Origin of the sequence: Neobacillus sp. YX16 (genome assembly GCF_030123505.1) — a bacterium.
Taxonomy (GTDB): Bacteria; Bacillota; Bacilli; order Bacillales; family Cytobacillaceae; genus Neobacillus.
Window position 1 is genome coordinate 5,050,871 of the sequence record NZ_CP126115.1, and the last position, 21,315, is coordinate 5,072,185.

Consider the following 21,315-nt stretch of genomic DNA (forward strand, 5'->3'; position numbering starts at 1 on the left):
ATGGAGGTTTTTACATGTTAGATGTTGTTGTGATTGGTGCTGGACCAGCAGGTGCGAGCGCTGCGTTATTAACTGCTAAAGCAGGAAAAAAAACATTGGTACTTGATAATGATAAGACAGTTACAAAGCGTGCTTGGGTTGAAAACCATTATGGCGTGATGGAAATCTCTGGACCTGACCTCGTTGAAATTGGTAAGCAGCAGGTAACTAAATTTGGCGGGGAAATCGTCCAGGCTACTGTTACTAATATTAGCAAAGTTGGAGAAGGCATCAAGGTGGAAACTGAAAACGGTGAATATGAAGCAAAGCATGTAATTGTTGCTACAGGTTTCCTTGTAGACTTAGCTGAAAAAGCAGGTTTAACTACCAAGCCTGGTACTGAGCCAAGAGTAAAAACTATCCTTGATGTAGATGCAGAAGGTAAAACAAATGTCGATGGCATTTGGGCAGCTGGTACAGTAGCTGGTGTGAGCGTACATACCATTGTTACTGCCGGTGACGGCGCAAAGGTTGCGATTAATGTTATCAGTGAATTGAATGGCGAGCGTTATGTCGACCATGATGTGTTAAAGGCATAATGTAAAAATCAAAACCCCCTTATTTATTTGGGGGTTTTGTCATCGTTTCATACCTCTAGATCTTTTCCCTCTTCAACAATATGGAATAAAAGATGTGCTAGGTGATGTATTGGCCCATAGTCTTCTTCCTCTTCACTTACCTCTTCATTAAATTCAAGATCATTTAGATAAAGGGCTGTAAATTCATAAAAATCCTTCAATTGGAAGGAATAGCAGCCCACTGGGTCTTCACTGCCATCCTCTCCTGTTGGATCTTCATATTGGAGCACCATGTATGACACATCACCATCGGCATCTTCTGCGTCGAAAAAGACAAAAAAGCCAATATTCGTATCTAAATCAAATAGGTGTCTTGTACCTCCTTCTGTTGCTTTTTCAAAGTCCTCCTGGCTTAGTTTTTGAATCTGCATTGAATCCACATTGTCTTCTTGATGAAAACCTACAATAAATGATTTCATAATCTTTTCCTCCTTGTTAAACACATATAAACTACTTTTCCCCTTATTTTTAGTTTTAATTACGATATAGAAGAAAATAAAAAAATCTCGACAGTAGACGACTGTCGAGAAGAATTTATCATTATCCTACTGGTGGGTAAATGGGGTCAGCTGCCGCTTTGTTTATTTCAACCTTTGCCACATCAATGGATATATTTTGACTGTTACCATCATTTGCAGGTGTTGCAAGAACAAGTAATGAGAGTGAGAATAATAATATAATCGCCTTTTTCATTTTTCTTCCTCCTCAAATAATTTTTGATAGATAATTTACAGCTTCCAGATATTTCCCCTGTTGATTATAGTGCTTTGAAAGCAGCCTGTAATATCGAATCATATCTTCTTTATGTTCTTTTGATCCCTCTAGATAAGGGATTACCTTTACTTCTAAGTATTTCATTGCCTTCTCAGAGGAATCCATATGAATTAAATAAAAATCAGCTAAAAGACCTTGTTTTTTTATGCCAGTTTCTTTGGAAAGTTCTTTAACCTGAAGAAAATATTCCTTTGCTTTCTCCATGTCTGATAATTTGTAATTGATTTCACCAATTCCGTATAAAGTTACAAGATAGTTTTGGTTTTTCACTGGCTGTAAAGATAAACTTTTTTCGTAATAGATTAATGCTTCTTTCACATTGTTCATTTTATCCTGCAAGTATCCCATATTATGATAGATTTGTGGAAGCATTCTTTCTTCCTTTAACAATTCAGCATTACGAATTAAATGGTTAAAACAAACGTGCGCTTCCTCATAAATCTTTGAATTAGTATAGCTAATTCCAAGCAGCATTAGCGTATGAAGAATCCGATAAAAATTATGCTGATTCATAAAGATTTGCAGTGCTAACCTTCCAAAGTGTATAGCATGTCCTGACTGATCAAGCGCACTCTTTACTAAAGCCCAGTGGTATAGGAGTTCTCCATTGGTTGTTTCATTGTTAGTTTCCACAAATAATTCATCAAAAATCTCATCAGCTTTTTTATGATGACCCTTTAATATTAAGGATACAGCATTGTAATAGCGAAATAAATACATCTCATGTTGGGAAAAATTTTTCTTTTGCTTGTATAAAATATCCCGTTGGGCGTCTGCTTCTGATAGTAATCCCTTGAATAATAGATACCGATATTTATATAATTCATATGAATACATATGAGCAGAAAATGGGATAACATGCTCTATTTCTTTTAACCTATTAAATATTATTTCTATATCCTCACGTAAATAAAAGTTAATTTTCTCACCAAAATCTTTTAGAAGGCTATATATTAACTCCTCTTTTTCTTCCATTTCATCAAAACTCACTTCAAGTCTTTCTAGCAGTAAGGAAATAGTCTCTCCATTAGCATCTTTTGAATTATTCTCGATCTTACTTAAATGAGGGATAGAGCAAATTCCAGCAGCAAGTTCTTTTTGTGTAATCCCTTTTTGAGTCCTGTAGAATTTAATTAATGGTCCGAATTCCATAGTATTACCACCTTTAGAAGCTCTTCCTTTTTCCTATCATTTTATAACAATCAGGCCACCTCATCCACTTATTTGTTCAGACTATTTAAAAAATTGTTAGATAGTATAGAAAAAACCATCTATTTACAATAAACAGATGGTTTTTTCCTATTATCTTACTCTTGGGAATCCGAAGCCTGATGCATAATCATCGCCAGTGGCTGCTCCTGTACCGCCTTTAATATCATATAGTTTTGCTCTGTCCTGAAGCTCTTTACGAAGCTGTGTGTGTGACAACGAAGGAGTTTCAGCCCAAATTTTAGCTGCTAATCCTGAAACATGAGGCGTAGCCATTGATGTGCCGCTGATGGTATTGTAAGATCCATCATGCCATGTAGACTCGATTGCTCTTCCAGGAGCAGAAACTTCAACATCACGTTCTTGAATGACATAATCACCATCAGTAGCGGGATTGCCTCGAGAAGAGAAATCAGCTACACGATATGTACCGTTTTGCTGAACATCCTCCAATGCTGCTACTGCTACTGCGTTGACTAGAGCACCTGGATACCCAATGGTATTGCTTGATGGACCATCATTTCCAGCCGCTGCAATGACTAATACCCCTTTACTGTAGGCATAATCAACAGCATTTGAAATCAAGGTGTCCTTTGCACTAGAACCTAATGACATGGAGATAATTACTTTTGAACCAGTCCTAGTTGCCTCATCTGCAGCTTTACGAATGGCAGAGGCAATATCATCTGAATAACCAGATCCCCGATTATTTAGCACTTTGTATGCCCATAAATCAGCCTCTGGTGCCACTCCATATATCCCTTGGCCAGTTCCGCCGTCTGCAAGTACGGTCCCTGCTACATGCGTACCATGACCATTTCCATCTGAACAGCTGCCCTCAATAAGCGGTGATTTGTTCTGTGTAAAATCCTTACATTGTTCAACTCTATTTGTTAGATCTGCGTGACTTGTATTAGCCCCCGTATCAAGGACTGCCACCTTAATTCCAGCGCCTCCAGAAGTTGACTGAATAGCAGATTCGTTATAAATGGCTTGAATTCCCCACGGTGTTTGGTCACTTGGACCAGAATTGGCAGAACCACCTGGCTTAGCGGCAGCCTCTTTATTCGGTGCCAGTTGGACCTCCTCAACTCTTTCAATCGTTAAGTTTTTATTTTTTAATAGTGCCTGGTATTGCTTGCTGTTAACCGTAGTAGTAAAACCCTCTGCCCCAAAATCCCAACGAACCCCTACAGTTTTCATTGCCTGTGCCTTATCAGCGGATGGTCCTTGAATAATAACCCGAAGGGGCTCCTCCTGGCTGTTTGGCTGCTGACCGAAAGCACCTGTCGCAAACATGGATACCCCCATTACAAAGCTAAGTACTGACGCACCTACCACTTTTCTCTTTTTCATCCACATTCTCCCCTACTTTATCAACTCCAGGCTTGGACCTGTTTATTCATTTTATTTAGAATATTTAGAATATGTAAATGAAAAAATACCTAGAAAAGTTGGGAAATTTTTCAATTCCATAAAAAAGACCCTGAAGATTTACTCCAGAGCCTCCTACAAATTTCACTTGTATTACGTTAAAAATATTTCTTTTTCCAAAAGATTAATGCCGTTAAAGTGGATAAAACACATGCAACAGTAATAGATATCCAAAAGGCATGTGGGCTATTTTGCAGCGGTAAATCCACATTCATCCCATAAAAGCTGAAAACGATGGTTGGGAATGAAAGTATGATGGTAAAGGATGTTAAAAATTTCATGACAATATTCACATTGTTGGAAATAATGGAAGCAAATGCGTCCATCATCCCACTTAGAATAGAGCTGTACGTCTCGGCCATCTCAATTGCCTGGATTTTCTCAATCATCACATCTTCTAATAAATCCTTATCTTCGTCATACATTTTGATATAACTAAAACGAAGAATTTTATCTAATACGACTTTATTGGATTTTAGCGAAGTTGTGAAATAAACAAGGCTCTTTTCTAATGCAAGAAATGCATACAATTCTTTATTTTTCATCGATTGGTGTAGTTCGCGTTCAATCTCATTTGTTCTTTTATTGATTTGTTTCAAGTACCGCAAATAATAGGATGTAATAATAGCAAGAATTTGCAGAGCAAATCGGTTCTTTTTAAAGGTATAAAACTCTTTTATTTTATTATTCTTAAAAACTTCTAAGATTGGAGTATCCTTTAAGGATACAGTGATAATACACTCTTCCGTTAAGACAATTCCTATCGGGATAGTCTCATAAATGGGAAAGCCAGCATCATCATGCGTAATATAGGGATAATCCACGATGATATAAACCTGGCCATCCTCACGTTCGATTCTTGGTCGTTCTTCGTCATCGAGGGCGTCCTTGATAAAGTCAACATAGATGTTGGCTTCAGCTGTAACCCTATTAATTTCTTCTTCGGTTGGGGCGTACATATTAACCCAGCAGCCCTTTGAAATTTTTTCAACCTGTTCAAGTACTTTTGATTCACTGCTTTTATAAATCTCCAACATAATAAAACCTCCTCACTTACTTTGTACGAGGAAGCCAAACTACCTTCTTAAGAGCTGATATTCCTGAAGAATCCAATTCAAAGATAACGCTGACTTCCCCGCTGCTACTAGGGTCCGGGTCTATTGCATAACTCAAAAAATATCAACTCCTTGGGCGTATTATTACTCCATTATCATAAACCCAAAATCAAAAAAGCACAAACAACAATTTATTCAGGAAAATAGGGGTTTAAGTGAATTAATACCTCTTCAATATTGTCGTATCTCTCCATCATTCTCCCTTTGATTTGTTTTGCAAGGTCATGTCCTTCCTTAATGGTTTTAAAGTGGTCAATTGATATTCTCAGATCAACTAAAACATAATGACCAAGTTCTCTTGCTCTAATCCGATCAATCCTCTTTACCTCTGGAAATTCATTCACTACATTCATATATTCTTGTAATGTTGCCGCATCAATATTACGTTCAAGCAAGATATCGAAAGCTTCCATTAACATTTCCTTGGAGATTTTAAAAATTAAGTAAGCTACAAAAATACTTGCTGCTTTATCTCCATATTGTAAGATAAAAATATCAAAGCGTTCGCCCATTATAGAGAGGAGAACCCCAATCGCGGCAGCAATCGAAGCCACAATATCTGCTTTGTGGTCAAAGGCGATGGCTTCAATTGCCTTACTATTATGCTCTTTTGCCACCTTTAATGATGAACGATACAAAATAATCTTAGTAACATAGGAAATGATTGCTACCCACATCGCTAAGTAACTTGGTGTTGCTACTTCATGGAAGAATCCAGCGATTCCTTCATAGACCACATAAATGGAAACGAGGAAAAGTAAAATTCCTACGATGCCGGAAACAATGACCTCTGCTTTTCCGTGACCATAAGGATGCTCATTATCAGCTGGCTTATTGGCAAGTTTAATGACCAGTAAGACAATAACAGAGGCAAAAACATCTGCAGCGGAATGAATTCCATCCGCAAAAACCGCATCACTATTTCCAAACCAGCCTATGAAAAGTTTACCTAATGTTAAGAGGATATTACTAATCACACTAATCCAGGCAATTTTCTTCGCTAAGGATTCCCTCATCTATTTAGTCCACCTCAAAAAAAATTTCTATTTCTCTACCTGATTATTCCCATTAACCTCCATTTTCATTTCTTCCTCTTCTTCTTCGACGGTAATTCTGTTAATCGCGTCATGAAGAAAATGGAAAGCCTCATCCAATTCTTCCCTTGATGGATACTTATCTTTGTTCATACTTTTCAGCCCCTTGAATTTTTGTATGAGTAATCCTTGAATAAAACGTAGAAAATACGGTTGTACCAAATTTATTTAAGGAGTGTGCAGCATGGATAAAAAGAATTCTGCAAACAACAGTACAGATCTCGCTGGACGTATTTACGAAACAAGCGACTATCAAAAAAATGATGTCATGTCTACCGGTCTAGCGACCACACACGAACAGGTAAGCGACACCTATATGGAGGGGGAAATTGATACATCCACTGATGACGATTTAAACGCGAAGGATCTCCCGATTGCACAAAAGCCATACAGAAACGAATAAAATTAGAGAAAACAGCTTTCCAAACGCGAAAGCTGTTTTTCTGTTTATTTATCGTCATCCACATATGGATCTTTTTCATATGCTGGCAGATCTCCAAAGCTTGTCATGATTCCTTCTTCATCAAGTGACTCTTCATAGCGTTCATGTTGTGGGTTTGGGTACACGGTAACATTGTTCCCATATATATCGTTACCTACAAAATTTTCATAGTCCTCCACATACCCCTCATTTTCATCTGGTTCAATCCCAACATCATTGTAGTGCTCTTGTGGAAAGGCTAAATCTGATGGTGTGTCGGATGTTCCCCATTGTTCAACAATCTGCCAAGAATCCTCTGCGTCAAAAGCGACATTCTCATCTTTCGTATCCATATCAAATTTCCCAAACGGCGGCATTAATACTCCCTCTTCAATAGGTCGATCATGTGATACTACTTGATCTGGACTATGTTCTTTACAATAGGTCGTATTCGGTAACGCCTCTAATCGTTCAAAAGATATTTCGTTCCCACATACTTCACATTTTCCATACTGACCATTTTCCATTGCTTCAAGTGCTTTATTTATATTTCTTAGCTGTAAATCAGTATGTTCATTTAACGCAATATCCTTTTCACGTTCATACAACTCTGAACCTTCATCAGCAGGATGATTATCATAACTTGATAACTCCCCCATCGATTCATGAAAATGACCTCGTTCTAAACCATAATGGCCATTTTGCTCGAGGCGCTCTTCTATTTCCTCTTTTTCCTTTAGTAATTGCAAACGAAAACCAGCAAGCTGCTCTGTCGTTAACATAGTAAACCCCTTTCAAGGCTTATTGCTTATCTATTTCGCCCATTTTATATTTCAACTTTTTCTAGTACCTCTTTATTTTCAATGTTTTAGGCCATGATTATGTAATTAATTTAGGGATTCCAACAAAATCCTAATTGCTCTTATGAACTAGCTGAATAAGTTTTTGGTGAGCGTGTATCTTAACATATAGAATGTCATTAAAAAGGAATGAGGGAATACGATGGTAAACGAAAATTTTAACAAATTTAGAAAAGAACAGCAGGAACATCAAAGTGTTTATTTGGGCGGTGCAAATAAACAACTAGGCAAGAATGACCCTGAATATAATAACCAGGACAATACAGATAAATCAGTAGGAGCAACCGGGAGAAGTGTGAATGGGCAAATCGAGTAGCGGGGAAAATGAACAAAAAAATATGAAGTGGTGGCAGCTTTCGTTATTTGGGGTGGGGTGTACAATCGGTACAGGATTCTTCTTAGGGTCAAGTATCGCCATCAAAATGACTGGACCTGCTATTCTTATCGCTTTCATCCTTGCAGCTGCTGGAACCTATTTGGTCTTTGATGCACTTGCAAAAATGACTGCACAAGAACCTCTAAAGGGCGGGTTTCGGTCCTATGCGAAAAAAGCCTTCGGCCGCTGGGCTGGATTTAGCAGCGGATGGGTCTATTGGGTGTCAGAGGTTTTAATAATGGGCAGTCAAATGACAGCTCTATCTATTTTTTCACGATTTTGGTTCCCAAAGATTCCGCTATGGGCTTTTGCTGGTATTTATGCCCTACTTGGACTAGTGGTCGTCCTAATCGGGGTAGGTGTACTAAATAAATTAGAGAATATTCTTGCCGTCATAAAAATAGCAGCCATATTAATGTTCGTTATCATTGCTTTATTAGCGATATTCGGAGTGATTGATGGAGACCGGCCTATTCAATATCCTGACAGCAGAAAGGATTTAATTCCTCATGGTGTATTAGGTTTATGGTCCGGGGTTATTTTTGCCTTCTATGCTTTTGGAGGAATTGAAATTCTGGGCTTAATGGCTACCCAATTAAAGGATCCAAAGGAGGCCCCTAAGGCTGGAAAAGTAATGCTGGTAACTCTGATGGTCATCTACATGCTCTCCATCGGACTTGCGGTCTTAATGGTTCCATGGAATCAATTTAATGGTGAGAAAAGTCCATTCGTTAATGCTTTAGACAATTACAATTTAACGTTTATTCCACATCTTTTTAACGGAGCATTAATTATTGCGGGATTTTCGACAATGGTTGCCTCCCTTTTTGCTGTTACCAGCATTCTTGTTACACTCTCTGAAGAAGGAGATGCGCCTGGATTATTTTGCAGGCAGGGGAAACTAAAAGTACCTATTCCCACTTTACTCATTACCGTTTTGGGAATATCTGCTTCGATTGTTTGTGCACTTTTAATGCCAGGTCATGTTTATGAATACATTACCACCGCTGCAGGACTCATGCTCCTCTACAACTGGATTTTCATTTTAGCATCCTCATGGAAATTATTAGAGGTAACAGCAAAGGATAAGATAAAATACTCCACTGGGATTCTATTCATTCTTATCGCAGTTAGTGGCACTCTATTTCATAGCACAAGCCGGCCTGGTTTCTTTATTAGCCTGGCTTTCATTGGGATAATAGGCTGCATAACTTTAATTATGAATTTCAAGTGGAAAAAGAAGAAGAAAAAGGGCAAAGTACTTAGTCCTTGGCCAACAGCTTGATTGCCAGCGCTTATATTCGCTGGCTTTTGTTGTTATCCAAATAAAACATTAAAGGCTTGGTAGCCAAAGTAAATCCCGAATCCAATCAGTGATACTCCAGACAGAAGCGAAATCCCCACAAGCAGCTGCGAGGTTAAATATTTCCGAAAATTACTCGCAATCCCAGCCATTGTGAAATCCCAAATAAGTAATCCAATAAAAATAGCACTGCTGTAAATAATTAATTGACTTGTTTCATAGGTTGCCGCAGTCTTGGCGAGCACAGATCCGTAAATCCCCAGCCAAAATAAAATCGTTAACGGATTGGATATCGACATAAAGAAACCAGATAAAAAAGATTTTACTAAGTGTTCATCCTTCCTTTTCTCTCCAATCTTCAGCTTATTTGCCGAAAGCATGGTTTCAATTCCAGTATAAATTAAGACAAAACAGCCAAATAACCATAAAAAAGTTTTCATAAAGGGAGTTTCAAGAAAATGAACCACTCCAAAATATACAATCATCATGTAAACTCCATCAGCTACGACCGCCCCTACCCCAATAAGCCATGAATGCATAAATCCGTGTTTTATCCCCTTATCTATTTGAGCGGCATTAATGGGACCAATAGGAGCCGCCAGCGACAATCCTAGCAAAATATAACTTAAAAATACATTCATCCTAATCTCTCCCTGAATTGAAATAGAAGCCTGTCTTTCAATTTCTATTCAGGAAATAGGGGTTGTACCACTTTATTTTCAAAAAAAAGGGAGATTTCTTTAGATAAGAAAACTCCTTTAAGCAGTCTTTACAGTATTGAATACAAAATATTTTTGCCCTAGGTAATTACTTATTGTATAAAGCACACTTCCTATAAGCACAGCTCCATTTTGTTCAACCGCTGTACTTACAAAATGAAAGGGATTGAACCAAAACATTAGCTTTTCACTACAGAAATAAGCGCCAAAATAGCAAATGAGTATGATGGTCAAAAATCTTGGCAGCCCTCTTTGAATGGAGACCGTACTATTGAAGGTATAAGATCGATTTAAAAGATAACTAATACAAGCCCCAGCAAAATTACCTACAAAGGTCGAAACCCAATACGAAAGATGTAGAGCATTAAGTAAAAAGAAGATGATAAATAAACCGACACACGTATTGATAACCCCAACCAGAAGAAAACGAATGAATGAATTAGTTGGTTTTATAAAACTCCTCCTCCTCATTTTTTCGAATTAAATGACGCCGTGGGATTGGCATAGAAAAGGTATCAATATCAATAATAAACTTGGGACGCTGCTTTGATTCCTTATAAATTTTCCCTACATACTCTCCAATTAACCCAATAGCAATTAGCTGCAAGCCGCCAATCAACCAGATAGAAGTGATAAGTGATGTCCATCCTGTTTGTGTTTCCCCAAGTGTTTTCAGCATTAAAAAGTATAAGCCAAATACCAGGCTTAGGAAAAAGGAAACAAAACCGATTATTAATACAAAGCGAATCGGTGAAACAGAAAAGGAGGTGATTCCATCAAAGGCAAAAGCCAGCATTTTTTTTAACGGATACTTTGTTTCACCTGCTTGTCTTTCTTTACGGTCATAATAGACAATATCTGAACGAAATCCGAGGAGTGGCACAATACCGCGTAAAAAAAGATTTACCTCTTTAAATCCTTCTAACTCCATTAAAGCTCGTTTACTCATTAATCGAAAATCCGCATGGTTATACACAAGGTCAACACCCAATTTTTTCATTACCTTGTAAAAACCTTGAGCCGTACACCGCTTAAAGATGGTGTCAGTATCCCTTCGCTTTCGAACGCCATATACAATCTCATTTCCTTCATTAAATTTATGGATAAACTCACGAATAACCTGAATATCATCCTGCAGGTCTGCATCAATGGAGACAACACAATCTGAAGAGTCCTTTGCTGCAAACAATCCTGCTAACAATGCGTTTTGATGACCCACATTTCTTGATAATTTTATTCCACGGACATAATCAGTTCTTAATCCTGCTTTATAAATGATTTCCCATGTTCGATCCTTACTCCCATCATCTACGAACAAGATCTTGGTTGTGTTAGAAACAAGCTGTTCGCTTACCAACTGTTTTACGAACTGGTCGAGTTGATGAATGGTTTCTGTTAAAACATCTTCTTCATTATAACAAGGTACGACTATCGTCAGGACAGGTTCCATATCTGTAATAACCCCCGATGTTTACAAAGTCTTGTATAAATAGATTTTCCATGCAGAACTTTTCGATTCAAATACCTTATCCAGTGTCAGTTGATTTTCCCCTGAGTTTGTTATGGGTAATGCAGAAAGGATATATGTACCACCCATCTCTTTAAACACAGACGTATTTAATTGCAAGTTGTTTAATTTCCTTTTTGAGTCCTTTTTGATCATATATTTTTTCCCAAGCTGGTCCGTAAAGATATAACAGCGCCCGCCCCATTGATCAAAGTATTTGCGAATCGTTTTATCTTTTGCTAATTCCGACTCTATAATTTTTCTAAATTTATGCTTGTAGGTTAATGGATAAAAGTTATTATAGGTATCCAGCGTGTAAAAGCCATTATACTGGGAAATGGCAGGATGAATTCCGATACTAGCCACCCGATAATTTTCTTGATCTTGTCCGATGTGCTCTTTTATCTCTGTAAATAATTCCTCCGCATAAAATTCTTTAACTGTTGGCTTTTTCTGATAGATAATCTCATCATTAAATAAACATAATAAAAGAATTTGCAGGATCGCTAACCATTTTGCCGTTTTCGACCAGCTATGTCCTTGAAGAGAGAGTATCTTCAATGCCAGGGCAAATCCAGCATATATGACCATCGGCCTTAAAAAGTGATAGCGGGCAAAATTAAAGGTATCCATAAAGTGAAACCTTTTCGTTAACGGTAACCAGCCTTTATAAAACCAAAAAGCATACCAGAGAGATAACAAGATATTTAAGACAAAGAAAAAGACAAAAAGCTTTTCCTGTTTCCAAAGTTTTTTTGTAAAGACAAAATAAAGGGCAATTAACGTAACGGGTAAAATAAATAAACCATGCACCGTCATTACATGCGTATGTCCTAAAACATAATTTTTTAGTGTTAATCGTACTACTCTCCATAAGGGTAAGGAAGCATGGAAATATTCGTCACGGCTGTTTGGTTCAGTGGAAAATAAAAAAGAATAAATCAATCGATATTCAACGAGCATGAAAATACAAGTCATATAGGCAATAGAAAAAAAGAAACGAAGATTCCATCCTTTGCCTCTGATAACTTCAAAGAGCCAAAAGATTCCCATGGCACTTAAAAAAAAGAAAAAACCTAGAACAATACTTGCGTAAAAAGGAATTAGTGCTAGGACTATGTAATCTTTCTTCGTTCCCTCTCCGTTTCGAATATTAAGGAAAGCCCACAGTGCAAGCGGCATTCCCAGTGTACTTAGCATTCCTGATGGCCAAAACGGGGTTAAAGCAAATGCCAGCGCTGTGCCAATCTGCAGGAAGGTCCAACTATCACCAGCAAGGAAATGTTTTTTTAGTAGCAAATACATCCCTATAAATGCGACTATTCTAGTTAATGCCTGACTGAGGCCATATGCAATCATGGTTGGAAACAACGCATAGAGCCAAACAATGATACTGTATTCCGTTCCAAATGCATTTCTTGGCACCCCATTAATTATTTGGGGAATCACAGCATTTACGTCTCCAAACATTTGACCGCTTCTGGCTAGAACTTTATACCATGCTAAATTCGAATCCAAGTTATCATGAACACGGATATGAGCATTCTCTTGGAGAATAAAGAGTGGGGAAAGATATATTGTTAGAATTAGCAATGCAAAAAGGATGAAACTCAACTCTTTTTTCGTAGCTCTGTACACTCATTCACACCTCGTAAACCTGTGTCCTCTATATAACCTTATGTTTAATAAAGTTTGCATATGGAATGAGAATTATTCCTTTTTATCAATTGTTTTCCTCCCTAAAAGAGGGCTAGATAAAAAAATAACCTTCCGAATGAACGAAAGGTTATTTTTTACTCTGATTTAATGTTTTATTTGTATATTACCGTATACATTTAAAAGTAGGTCGAGCTTTTGGCTGCATTGAACAACATCTGGGTTACAGTATCCATATTGTTGCGCTAGATCAATCATTTCTATCCTCGTTTTTTCAATATCAGATAACAAATAGTCCATGCTGGTTTCCATAGCTCCAACCTCTTTTCATGTTTATAACATATTTATATTATTAACCTTAATTTATAAATTTTAACAATATAATACAAGTAGAATTATTAAAAATTATTGTATCTTTCGTGAACATTATACTAGTACAATAATCCTAACAAATTATTCTGTACTTAATATAGATTCAAGTTCCTTTACAAGGATCTTCCCTGTTTCAATATACTGTTCAGGAAAACTGGCGTCCTTATCAACTGGTTCAGAAAATTGATTTAACGTGCCTGCATCTCCAATATGGTCATCTAATCCTATTTGATACTTATGAGACAATAGGAATGGACGACCAAGCTCCACTGTACAGTTGTGTGCGTCTAACTGGCCGTCTACGGCTGAAAATGGCAGCCTTAGAAATTGATATCCCACTTCATCATTTATTTTGTAGTCAAAGGCACCATGGTCATAATCCCAGTTACCGCCGATTGCATAACCGATTGGTTTTAATTTTTGTTCTAGCTTATACAAATCAAATTGTTTACCTTCTATACTTGATGGTATTTCAATCATGATCGAGCCCCCTTATCATCATTATTTATTAGTTTCTCCAAAAAACATAAAAAATAGAGTACTGATTTTGTCAGTACTCTACTTTTTTATTTGTTTGTGTAATATTGGGTCTGTTGACTTCCGCTCCACTAAGGAAAGCTTCTTTGAATAATCACCACAGGGACAGGCGGTCTTTGCCTGTCACGAGGCACTTCGCTTTCCGCGGGCGGTCCGGGGAGCCTCCCGTAGGAGTCTCGTGCCTTCCGCTCCAGTCAACAGAGTGCCAAAATTCCCAATTACTTTACACAGTTATTAATTAAAGTCTTTTTTCTAGCTCGGCTTTCTTTTCTTCGAAGCCTGGTTTGCCTAGTAAAGCAAACATGTTTACTTTGTATGCTTCGACTCCTGGCTGGTCGAATGGATTTACTCCTAGGAGGTATCCGCTCATTGCACATGCCTTTTCGAAGAAATAGACTAGGTAGCCAAATGTGTATTCATCCATTTCAGGAATGGATACGATTAAGTTTGGTACGCCTCCATCTGTATGTGCAAGCATTGTTCCTTGGAATGCTTTGTTGTTTACAAAGTCAACGGATTGTCCTGCTAAATAATTTAAGCCGTCTAAATCACTATCAGCCTCTTCAATCGTCAATTCATGGCGTGGTTTTTCCACCTTAATGACTGTTTCAAACAAATCACGGCGGCCTTCTTGTACATATTGTCCTAAAGAATGTAGATCGGTTGAGAAGTTAGCGGAAGAAGGGTAAATTCCTTTTTGATCTTTTCCTTCACTCTCTCCAAATAATTGCTTCCACCATTCAGAAAAGTACTGAAGTCCAGGCTCATAATTGATTAACATTTCAATCGTTTTCCCTTTATTATAAAGAGCATTTCTAACCGCCGCATATTGGTAAGCAGGATTTTCTTCTAGCTCTGAATGGCTGTAGTCTTCTTGTGCTTTAGCAGCCCCCTGCATCATCTTATCAATGTCCGCACCACTTACAGCGATAGGAAGTAAGCCAACTGCTGTTAATACTGAATAACGTCCGCCAATATCATCTGCGATCACAAATGATTCATATCCTTCTTCATTGGCCAAGGTTTTCAATGCACCTCTTGCCTTGTCTGTTGTTGCATAGATTCTCTTCTTCGCTTCTTGTGCACCATACTTTTCCTCAAGAAGTTTACGGAAGATTCTAAAGGCAATCGCTGGCTCCGTTGTCGTTCCAGACTTTGAAATAACATTGACGGAAAAGTCTTTTCCATCAAGGAGATCCATAACATCTCTCATATAGGTGGAGCTAATATTATTGCCAACAAAAATAATTTGTGGTGTTTGACGCTTTTCTTTTGGCAGGGCATTGTAGAAGCTATGCTGAAGCATTTCAATCGCTGCTCTTGCTCCTAAATACGATCCGCCAATTCCAATCACAAGGAGTACATCTGAATCGGCTTTGATTTTTTCCGCCGCTTTTTTAATACGTGAGAACTCTTCCTTATCATAGTTGGTAGGAAGGTCTATCCAGCCCAAATAGTCACTTCCTGCTCCTGTTTGCTCATGCAGGGAGTGGTGGGCAACCTTCACGGCGTCGCGTAAATATGTAATCTCATGTTCTGCAAAGAAGGCTAACGCTTTTGAATAATCAAAACGTATGTGTGTCATTTATGTAATCCTCCAATATTTTATTTTCATTTCTCACTTTAACGAATGCTGGACAGATTATCAAGAATAGGCTTCCCTTGTAAGCGTACCCATTTTCGCCAATTTTTTTACATGATAAAGAATTTGTCGAAAAAGAAAAACGAGCATTAAAAAATGCCCGTTATTTTTTACAGAGACTCACGGTAAATCGTTACTACATCTGCTCTATTCAATTTCGTAAAGTTGCCGAATTCACCGTACACCATTGCTTTGTCAGCCATCAAGTCAATTTTGCTGTCATCGATATTATAGTCAGCTAAACGCGCAGGTGCTCCAATACTGTTCCAGTACTCACGTAATTTTTGAATACCTGCGAGGCCAGCTTCCTCTGCACTTTTCCCTTCTGGATTAACCCCAAACACTCTGAGCGCGAGCTGTTTAAAGCGCTCTGGTTTTACCTTAAGATTATGTTTCATCCAGTGAGGAAATAAAATTGCAAGACCCCCGCCATGAGGGATGTCATATACAGCTGAAACGGCATGTTCTAGATTATGGGTAGCCCAATCGCCGCGGTAACCCATATTTAAAATACCGTTTAAAGCCATTGTCCCATTATAAAGAATGGTTGCTCGATGGTCATAATTATCTAAGTCCTCAAGCAATTTAGGTGCAGTTTCCATTATCGTAATCAGTAAGGATTCACACATACGATCCTGGAATAATGTATTCTCTTCCAAATGAAAATAATGCTCTAATACATGGGACATCATATCGACAATTCCATAAATCGTCTGATCTCTTGGAACAGAAAAAGTATGTACTGGATCTAGAATCGAGAATTTCGGAAAGGTAAGCGGACTTCCCCAGCCGTATTTTTCGTTCGTTTCCCAATTGGTGATAACCGATCCAGAATTCATTTCTGAACCTGTTGCTGCTAAAGTCAAAACAGTACCAAAAGGCAGTGCATCAGTTACGGCTGCCTTCTTTATGACCAAGTCCCATGCATCTCCGTCATATTTTGCGCCTGCGGCAATTAACTTTGTACAATCGATAACACTGCCGCCGCCAACGGCTAAAAGGACGTCAATACCTTCTTTTTTACATATTTCTACTCCCATACGTGCTGTTGTAATTCGAGGATTCGGTTCTACCCCCGGTAATTCAAAAACCTGTGCATCAATTTCTTTCAGTAGGTTGATCACCTTGTCATAAAGACCGCTGCGTTTAATGCTGCCGCCGCCATAAACTACTAACACCTTTTGGCCATAAAGAGGTATTTCCATTTTTATTTGCTCAAGCTGTCCTTTACCAAAAATTAATTTGGTCGGATTCCAAAATGTAAAATTTTGCATGAATTGCACCATCCTTTCACATCCCATTATTATTTAAAAAAATTTATTTTGCAAAGATATAGAAATGAATATTTATATACATTTATCTGCAATCTAATAGTGAACATAAATTTGATAGGAGGAATCCTGCTTGAGTACGATTCAAAGAATTGCTTTAATTCTTACAATCATTGGCGCTATTAATTGGGGATTAATTGGTTTTTTTGGATTTAATTTAGTTGAAGCCATTTTTGGTGATAATTCAGCACTATCAAGAATTATTTATGGCTTAGTGGGAATCGCTGGACTTATTAATCTTGGACTTCTCTTCAAGCCAAATGAAGCGTATGTAAGGGATCCAGAAACGGAAACTACAAGATAAAGATATAAGAAAATCCTTGCATTGATATCGCAAGGATTTTTTTATATCCATCCTCTAAATTCTGAGGCTTCTACTAATTTTCTAACCCCAACCATATAAGCAGCAACACGTAAATTTACATTGTGATTTTTTGAGATAGCATAAATTTGTTGAAATGCACTGACCATCTTCTCACGTAATTTATCTGTTACTTCTTTTTCATCCCAATAATACCCTTGCTTATTCTGGACCCATTCAAAATAGGAGACAGTCACTCCCCCAGCTCCTGCCAAAACATCTGGAACAAGCAGTATGCCACGTTCAGAAAGAATCCTGGTTGCTTCCCTGGTTGTAGGGCCATTGGCAGCTTCCACTACTATCCTGGCCTTTATATTTTGAGCATTTTTAACAGTAATTTGATTGGAGGTCGCTGCTGGTACAAGAATATCACATTCTTGTTCAAGCAATTCCTCATTGGTAATGACACCATCAAAAAGGCTAGTTACCGTACCAAAACTGTCACGGCGCTGAAGTAAATAATCAATATTTAGGCCATTTGGGTCGTAAAGGGCGCCATAAACATCAGAAATCCCAACGACAATGGCTCCAGATTGGTGCATAAATTTTGCAATGGAACTGCCAGCGTTACCAAATCCCTGAACAATGATACGAGCCCCCTTTAGCGAAAGACCTGTTATCTTTGCAGCTTCTTCTATACAGATTGCTGCTCCCAGTGCCCCTGCTTCTTCCCTTCCTTCTGACCCACCAAGCAGGAGTGGCTTTCCTGTTATAAAGCCAGGAGAGTCGAACTTACGGAGACGACTATATTCATCCATCATCCAGGCCATAATCTGAGAATTTGTATACATATCTGGTGCCGGGATATCTTTCGTTGGACCCACAACTTGACTAATGGAACGTACATAACCGCGGCTTAGGCGTTCAAGTTCACCAAATGAAAGAGTTCGAGGATTACATAGGATCCCTCCCTTTCCGCCTCCAAACGGTAAATCAGCAATTCCACATTTCAAGCTCATCCACATAGACAATGCCTTTATTTCATCTTCATTAATCTTAGGATGAAAACGAACACCACCGATTGTCGGTCCAACTGAATCATTGTGATGAGCTCTAAAGCCAGTAAAAACTTTAACCGACCCATCATCCATCCGAACCGGAATCCTCACATTCAACATTCTAATAGGTTCTTTCAACATCTCAAATGCATTTTCTTTAAACCCCAGCCTTTTTAAAGCATCATGAATAACAATCTGCGTGGAGGTAAGAAGATTTAAGTTCTCTTTCTCTTTATCATTTTCACCTGCCCGATTTGTTACATCATTCTTCCCCATTCTGGCACCTCAGCTTTTTTCATTTAGGCAAGCACTTTATTGATACGCTCAATTGCCCAATCTAATTCTTCTTGGTTGATAATCAAAGGAGGGGCGAAACGAATCACAGTATCATGCGTTTCCTTGCATAAAATCCCTTGCTCCTTTAATTCTTCACAATATTTTCGTGCTGGCTCTGTTAATTCTACCCCGATAAACAAGCCGCGGCCACGTACTTCTTTAATCCTTGGATTACTAATTTCTTTTAATTTGCTTACAAAATATTCGCCTAATTCCAATGATTTATCGGAGAGTTTTTCGTCAATCAGAACATCCAGAGCAGCTATTGATACTGCACATGCAAGTGGATTGCCTCCGAAGGTAGAACCATGAGAACCTGGATTAAATACACCTAAAATGTTATTATTTGCAACCACACATGAGATGGGGAAAACACCGCCGCCAAGCGCCTTACCAAGGATATAAATATCAGGCTCTATTCCTTCCCATTCACACGCAAACATTTTTCCGGTACGCGCTAATCCAGCTTGAATCTCATCTGCAATAAAGAGAACATTATTTTCTTTACATAAGTCAAAGGCTGCTTTCATAAAGCCTTCAGGTGGAATAACAATTCCCGCTTCTCCTTGAATTGGTTCAATTAAAAATGCTGCTGTATTGGCGGAAATAGCAGATTTTAAAGCTTCTAAATCTCCATAAGGAATAAGTTTTATTCCTGGAAGCATTGGCCCAAATCCTCGCTTATATTCAGCTTCAGAGGATAAGGAAACGGCCGTCATCGTTCTGCCATGGAAGTTGCCTATACAAGCGATAATTTCTGCTTGGTTCTCAGCTACCCCCTTTACATCATAGGACCAGCGGCGCGCTGCTTTAATTGCTGTTTCGACTGCCTCAGCACCTGTATTCATTGGAAGCGCCATTTCTTTTCTTGTTAATTTGCAAATTTTTTCATACCAAGGTCCTAATTGGTCATTATGAAAGGCACGAGAAGTTAACGTTACCTTATCAGCTTGATCCTTTAATGCTTGAATAATTTTTGGATGGCGATGGCCTTGGTTAACTGCAGAATAAGCACTCAACATATCCATATATTTATTTCCTTCAGGATCCTCTACCCAAACTCCTTCAGCACGTGAAATAACAATTGGAAGCGGGTGGTAATTATGTGCCCCGTATTTTTCAGTTTGTTCTATTAAGCCTTTAGATTTCTTTTCTGCAGCCATTAAACTTTTCCTCCGTTTCAAAGGTGAGTTATGTACATACCTATTGTAGCCGAGCCTGTAAAAAGAATGAACAATTATGGAAAAAATCTTTTTAAATAAATGGCTGTGTTAAAGAAAAATGTTGCTTTTAGAACTCTGTTGATATGTGCGGAAGGCGCGAGACTCCTCGAAAATGCTATCGCATTTTCTTCGTGCGTGGGCAGATTCGAGGATGTAAATCAATGTCCAGCAGGAGGACGGGACAGGGGAGACCCCGCTTATCTCTTAGCGCCGAGGAGTAGGAAAAGCGGAAGCGCCTTGTACAGCCCCGACAAGCGCTAAAGGGCCTGACGATGAAGTCGTTCTTTGACTTCAACGTTGGGACCGAAGCGCCTCGAGGGGCTAGGCGCTGCAGCTAGACAGGCTTCCCGAACCGCCTGCGGAAAGCGAAGCGCCTCGGGACAGGCAGAGACCGCCTGTCCCTGCGGTGATTATTCGAAGAAGCATTCCTTAGTGGAGCACAAATCAAAAGCCCAATTTAACACAGCCAATAAAAAAAACCTAGCTCCTGCTAGTTAATAGCATGGGGCTAGGTTTTTTAATTTTTATTATTTCTTGATTAAATCTTCACGTTGAGATTGGTCAATCCATTCTTGCAGCTTATCCTTTAAAGTGTTAAAGCCTTGTTGTCCTTCAACTTCAGGTACGATAGCAGCAGCTTGACGCTTACGAGGTTTCTTTGGTTTAGCAACAGCCTGTTGAACAGGAGCTTCTTCCGTTGCACGAATAGATAAACCAATTTTCCCAGCATTTTCATCAATTGACAATACTTTTACATTAACTTCATCTCCAACTTTGAGATGTTCGTTAATGTCTTTTACATAACCATGTGTGATTTCTGAAATATGCACAAGACCTTGTGTATTTTCATCTAATGCTATGAACGCACCATATGGTTGAATTCCAGTTACTTTACCTGTTACTACACTTCCAGTTTCGATCTTTTCTGTCATGAAAACACTCCTAAGAAATAATTATTTTATCTTCTATATACGCAATAAGAAATTATAGCACATTCTAAACATATAATCAAAAAAGGTTTTCCTCAGGAAGGGAGAGAAAACGTTAACATAATGTTCAAATAGGATTTTTCCCAGAAAAAAGAAATTTATGTTAGAATAAAAATGAGGTAATGTCTTTGTGGGAGAGGTGATCATATGAATACAATTGGCAGTACGATAAAAACTTATCGAGAACACTTGAAACTGACAAAAGAGGAATTGGCACAAAAAATTAGAGTAGGAATTCACACAATCGAAAAATATGAATCTGGCGAACAAATTCCAAGTACTCAAACACTTTTAAAATTGTCTACCGTTCTTGACATCCCTGCATCTGAACTATCTTTAGACCAACTCGATAAACACATATAATTTTTATCATGATTGTATAAAGTAAGCAAAAATGGGAAATCATTAATTTATAAGCTTTCTAGTATTCCCCCCTTTTTT

Annotated in this window: 25 protein-coding genes; 6 read left to right on the forward strand and 19 right to left on the reverse strand. The window is 38.2% G+C overall.

What is annotated here, in order from left to right; all coding sequences use genetic code 11:
- The first annotated feature begins 14 nt into the window (after window positions 1-14).
- The gene (locus QNH48_RS24990) at window positions 15-578 is read left to right on the forward strand and encodes an FAD-dependent oxidoreductase (protein ID WP_283952426.1); all 564 of its coding nucleotides are present in this window, start codon (window positions 15-17) and stop codon (window positions 576-578) included.
- Between the two features lie 47 nt (window positions 579-625).
- On the opposite strand, the gene QNH48_RS24995 is transcribed toward QNH48_RS24990, so the two are convergent.
- The 7 genes from QNH48_RS24995 to QNH48_RS25025 all read right to left on the reverse strand — a co-directional run bounded on the left by QNH48_RS24995 (window position 626) and on the right by QNH48_RS25025 (window position 6,336).
- Window positions 626-1,036: a cytosolic protein gene (locus tag QNH48_RS24995; protein WP_283952427.1), complete on the reverse strand. Its 411-nt coding sequence runs from the start codon at window positions 1,034-1,036 to the stop codon at window positions 626-628.
- Between the two features lie 121 nt (window positions 1,037-1,157).
- Entirely contained in the window at window positions 1,158-1,310 is a 153-nt protein-coding gene (locus QNH48_RS25000) for a hypothetical protein (RefSeq protein ID WP_165979098.1), read from the reverse strand.
- A 12-nt stretch (window positions 1,311-1,322) separates the two neighbouring features.
- Window positions 1,323-2,543 carry a helix-turn-helix domain-containing protein gene (locus tag QNH48_RS25005; protein WP_283952428.1) on the reverse strand — a complete coding sequence of 407 codons (1,221 nt, stop codon included), beginning with the start codon at window positions 2,541-2,543 and terminating at the stop codon, window positions 1,323-1,325.
- A 150-nt stretch (window positions 2,544-2,693) separates the two neighbouring features.
- Window positions 2,694-3,956 carry a S8 family peptidase gene (locus tag QNH48_RS25010; protein WP_283952429.1) on the reverse strand — a complete coding sequence of 421 codons (1,263 nt, stop codon included), beginning with the start codon at window positions 3,954-3,956 and terminating at the stop codon, window positions 2,694-2,696.
- A gap of 176 nt (window positions 3,957-4,132) precedes the next feature.
- Window positions 4,133-5,071 (reverse strand): magnesium transporter CorA family protein, encoded by a 939-nt coding sequence (locus QNH48_RS25015; protein ID WP_283952430.1) that lies wholly within the window; start codon window positions 5,069-5,071, stop codon window positions 4,133-4,135.
- Between the two features lie 209 nt (window positions 5,072-5,280).
- Window positions 5,281-6,165, reverse strand: coding sequence for a cation diffusion facilitator family transporter (locus tag QNH48_RS25020; RefSeq protein WP_283952431.1), 885 nt, complete (start codon window positions 6,163-6,165; stop codon window positions 5,281-5,283).
- A 27-nt stretch (window positions 6,166-6,192) separates the two neighbouring features.
- Window positions 6,193-6,336, reverse strand: coding sequence for a hypothetical protein (locus QNH48_RS25025; protein ID WP_283952432.1), 144 nt, complete (start codon window positions 6,334-6,336; stop codon window positions 6,193-6,195).
- Window positions 6,337-6,427: 91 nt separating this feature from the next.
- Here QNH48_RS25025 and QNH48_RS25030 point away from each other — a divergent pair, with 91 nt between their 5' ends.
- Entirely contained in the window at window positions 6,428-6,646 is a 219-nt protein-coding gene (locus QNH48_RS25030) for a YozQ family protein (RefSeq protein WP_283952433.1), read from the forward strand.
- Window positions 6,647-6,690: 44 nt separating this feature from the next.
- On the opposite strand, the gene QNH48_RS25035 is transcribed toward QNH48_RS25030, so the two are convergent.
- A complete protein-coding gene (locus QNH48_RS25035; protein ID WP_283952434.1) occupies window positions 6,691-7,446 on the reverse strand; it encodes a TraR/DksA C4-type zinc finger protein in 756 nt (251 codons plus the stop codon).
- 220 nt (window positions 7,447-7,666) lie between these two features.
- Between QNH48_RS25035 and QNH48_RS25040 the strand changes: the two genes are divergently transcribed.
- Both QNH48_RS25040 and QNH48_RS25045 read left to right on the forward strand, forming a co-directional pair.
- The gene (locus QNH48_RS25040; protein WP_283952435.1) at window positions 7,667-7,840 is read left to right on the forward strand and encodes a hypothetical protein; all 174 of its coding nucleotides are present in this window, start codon (window positions 7,667-7,669) and stop codon (window positions 7,838-7,840) included.
- The gene (locus tag QNH48_RS25045; RefSeq protein ID WP_283952436.1) at window positions 7,824-9,185 is read left to right on the forward strand and encodes an amino acid permease; all 1,362 of its coding nucleotides are present in this window, start codon (window positions 7,824-7,826) and stop codon (window positions 9,183-9,185) included. Before QNH48_RS25040 ends, QNH48_RS25045 begins: the two co-directional genes overlap by 17 nt.
- Window positions 9,186-9,217: 32 nt before the next feature.
- Here QNH48_RS25045 and QNH48_RS25050 read toward each other — a convergent pair whose 3' ends face one another.
- From QNH48_RS25050 to QNH48_RS25085, 8 genes are all read right to left on the reverse strand, one after another.
- Window positions 9,218-9,844, reverse strand: coding sequence for a LysE family transporter (locus QNH48_RS25050; RefSeq protein WP_283952437.1), 627 nt, complete (start codon window positions 9,842-9,844; stop codon window positions 9,218-9,220).
- A gap of 117 nt (window positions 9,845-9,961) precedes the next feature.
- Complete coding sequence (locus QNH48_RS25055) at window positions 9,962-10,393, reverse strand: GtrA family protein (protein WP_095248333.1); 432 nt, start codon at window positions 10,391-10,393, stop codon at window positions 9,962-9,964.
- On the reverse strand, window positions 10,362-11,372 hold the full coding sequence (locus tag QNH48_RS25060; RefSeq protein ID WP_283952438.1) for a glycosyltransferase family 2 protein: 1,011 nt from the start codon (window positions 11,370-11,372) through the stop codon (window positions 10,362-10,364). The genes QNH48_RS25055 and QNH48_RS25060 overlap by 32 nt, the downstream gene beginning before the upstream one ends.
- Window positions 11,373-11,393: 21 nt before the next feature.
- Complete coding sequence (locus tag QNH48_RS25065) at window positions 11,394-13,067, reverse strand: DUF6044 family protein (RefSeq protein WP_283952439.1); 1,674 nt, start codon at window positions 13,065-13,067, stop codon at window positions 11,394-11,396.
- Between the two features lie 165 nt (window positions 13,068-13,232).
- Window positions 13,233-13,397 (reverse strand): aspartyl-phosphate phosphatase Spo0E family protein, encoded by a 165-nt coding sequence (locus QNH48_RS25070; protein WP_283952440.1) that lies wholly within the window; start codon window positions 13,395-13,397, stop codon window positions 13,233-13,235.
- Window positions 13,398-13,538: 141 nt separating this feature from the next.
- A complete protein-coding gene (locus tag QNH48_RS25075) occupies window positions 13,539-13,937 on the reverse strand; it encodes a YugN-like family protein (RefSeq protein WP_283952441.1) in 399 nt (132 codons plus the stop codon).
- 295 nt (window positions 13,938-14,232) lie between these two features.
- Window positions 14,233-15,579, reverse strand: coding sequence for a glucose-6-phosphate isomerase (locus QNH48_RS25080; RefSeq protein WP_283952442.1), 1,347 nt, complete (start codon window positions 15,577-15,579; stop codon window positions 14,233-14,235).
- Window positions 15,580-15,746: 167 nt separating this feature from the next.
- On the reverse strand, window positions 15,747-16,910 hold the full coding sequence (locus tag QNH48_RS25085; protein WP_283952443.1) for an iron-containing alcohol dehydrogenase: 1,164 nt from the start codon (window positions 16,908-16,910) through the stop codon (window positions 15,747-15,749).
- Window positions 16,911-17,040: 130 nt separating this feature from the next.
- Between QNH48_RS25085 and QNH48_RS25090 the strand changes: the two genes are divergently transcribed.
- The gene (locus tag QNH48_RS25090; protein ID WP_095248344.1) at window positions 17,041-17,271 is read left to right on the forward strand and encodes a DUF378 domain-containing protein; all 231 of its coding nucleotides are present in this window, start codon (window positions 17,041-17,043) and stop codon (window positions 17,269-17,271) included.
- A 41-nt stretch (window positions 17,272-17,312) separates the two neighbouring features.
- Here QNH48_RS25090 and QNH48_RS25095 read toward each other — a convergent pair whose 3' ends face one another.
- The 3 genes from QNH48_RS25095 to yugI form a co-directional block, all read right to left on the reverse strand.
- Complete coding sequence (locus tag QNH48_RS25095) at window positions 17,313-18,602, reverse strand: Glu/Leu/Phe/Val family dehydrogenase (RefSeq protein ID WP_283952444.1); 1,290 nt, start codon at window positions 18,600-18,602, stop codon at window positions 17,313-17,315.
- 23 nt (window positions 18,603-18,625) lie between these two features.
- A complete protein-coding gene (locus QNH48_RS25100; protein WP_283952445.1) occupies window positions 18,626-19,825 on the reverse strand; it encodes an ornithine--oxo-acid transaminase in 1,200 nt (399 codons plus the stop codon).
- A 587-nt stretch (window positions 19,826-20,412) separates the two neighbouring features.
- Window positions 20,413-20,817 carry a S1 domain-containing post-transcriptional regulator GSP13 gene (gene yugI / locus QNH48_RS25105; protein WP_283952446.1) on the reverse strand — a complete coding sequence of 135 codons (405 nt, stop codon included), beginning with the start codon at window positions 20,815-20,817 and terminating at the stop codon, window positions 20,413-20,415.
- A gap of 204 nt (window positions 20,818-21,021) precedes the next feature.
- Between yugI and QNH48_RS25110 the strand changes: the two genes are divergently transcribed.
- Window positions 21,022-21,237, forward strand: coding sequence for a helix-turn-helix domain-containing protein (locus QNH48_RS25110; RefSeq protein WP_481858438.1), 216 nt, complete (start codon window positions 21,022-21,024; stop codon window positions 21,235-21,237).
- Window positions 21,238-21,315: the final 78 nt, after the last annotated feature.

Coding starts and splice junctions, on each gene's coding strand:
- QNH48_RS24990 (WP_283952426.1), top strand. CDS start 15: ATGTTAGATGTTGTTGTGATTGGTGCTGGACCAGCAGGTGCGAGCGCT.
- QNH48_RS25020 (WP_283952431.1), bottom strand. CDS start 6,165: ATGAGGGAATCCTTAGCGAAGAAAATTGCCTGGATTAGTGTGATTAGT.
- QNH48_RS25030 (WP_283952433.1), top strand. CDS start 6,428: ATGGATAAAAAGAATTCTGCAAACAACAGTACAGATCTCGCTGGACGT.
- QNH48_RS25025 (WP_283952432.1), bottom strand. CDS start 6,336: ATGAACAAAGATAAGTATCCATCAAGGGAAGAATTGGATGAGGCTTTC.
- QNH48_RS25075 (WP_283952441.1), bottom strand. CDS start 13,937: ATGATTGAAATACCATCAAGTATAGAAGGTAAACAATTTGATTTGTAT.
- QNH48_RS25045 (WP_283952436.1), top strand. CDS start 7,824: ATGGGCAAATCGAGTAGCGGGGAAAATGAACAAAAAAATATGAAGTGG.
- QNH48_RS25085 (WP_283952443.1), bottom strand. CDS start 16,910: ATGCAAAATTTTACATTTTGGAATCCGACCAAATTAATTTTTGGTAAA.
- QNH48_RS25100 (WP_283952445.1), bottom strand. CDS start 19,825: ATGGCTGCAGAAAAGAAATCTAAAGGCTTAATAGAACAAACTGAAAAA.
- yugI (WP_283952446.1), bottom strand. CDS start 20,817: ATGACAGAAAAGATCGAAACTGGAAGTGTAGTAACAGGTAAAGTAACT.
- QNH48_RS25095 (WP_283952444.1), bottom strand. CDS start 18,602: ATGGGGAAGAATGATGTAACAAATCGGGCAGGTGAAAATGATAAAGAG.
- QNH48_RS25035 (WP_283952434.1), bottom strand. CDS start 7,446: ATGTTAACGACAGAGCAGCTTGCTGGTTTTCGTTTGCAATTACTAAAG.
- QNH48_RS25000 (WP_165979098.1), bottom strand. CDS start 1,310: ATGAAAAAGGCGATTATATTATTATTCTCACTCTCATTACTTGTTCTT.
- QNH48_RS25070 (WP_283952440.1), bottom strand. CDS start 13,397: ATGGAAACCAGCATGGACTATTTGTTATCTGATATTGAAAAAACGAGG.
- QNH48_RS25015 (WP_283952430.1), bottom strand. CDS start 5,071: ATGTTGGAGATTTATAAAAGCAGTGAATCAAAAGTACTTGAACAGGTT.
- QNH48_RS25040 (WP_283952435.1), top strand. CDS start 7,667: ATGGTAAACGAAAATTTTAACAAATTTAGAAAAGAACAGCAGGAACAT.
- QNH48_RS25080 (WP_283952442.1), bottom strand. CDS start 15,579: ATGACACACATACGTTTTGATTATTCAAAAGCGTTAGCCTTCTTTGCA.
- QNH48_RS25110 (WP_481858438.1), top strand. CDS start 21,022: ATGAATACAATTGGCAGTACGATAAAAACTTATCGAGAACACTTGAAA.
- QNH48_RS25055 (WP_095248333.1), bottom strand. CDS start 10,393: ATGAGGAGGAGGAGTTTTATAAAACCAACTAATTCATTCATTCGTTTT.
- QNH48_RS25010 (WP_283952429.1), bottom strand. CDS start 3,956: ATGAAAAAGAGAAAAGTGGTAGGTGCGTCAGTACTTAGCTTTGTAATG.
- QNH48_RS25060 (WP_283952438.1), bottom strand. CDS start 11,372: ATGGAACCTGTCCTGACGATAGTCGTACCTTGTTATAATGAAGAAGAT.
- QNH48_RS24995 (WP_283952427.1), bottom strand. CDS start 1,036: ATGAAATCATTTATTGTAGGTTTTCATCAAGAAGACAATGTGGATTCA.
- QNH48_RS25050 (WP_283952437.1), bottom strand. CDS start 9,844: ATGAATGTATTTTTAAGTTATATTTTGCTAGGATTGTCGCTGGCGGCT.
- QNH48_RS25005 (WP_283952428.1), bottom strand. CDS start 2,543: ATGGAATTCGGACCATTAATTAAATTCTACAGGACTCAAAAAGGGATT.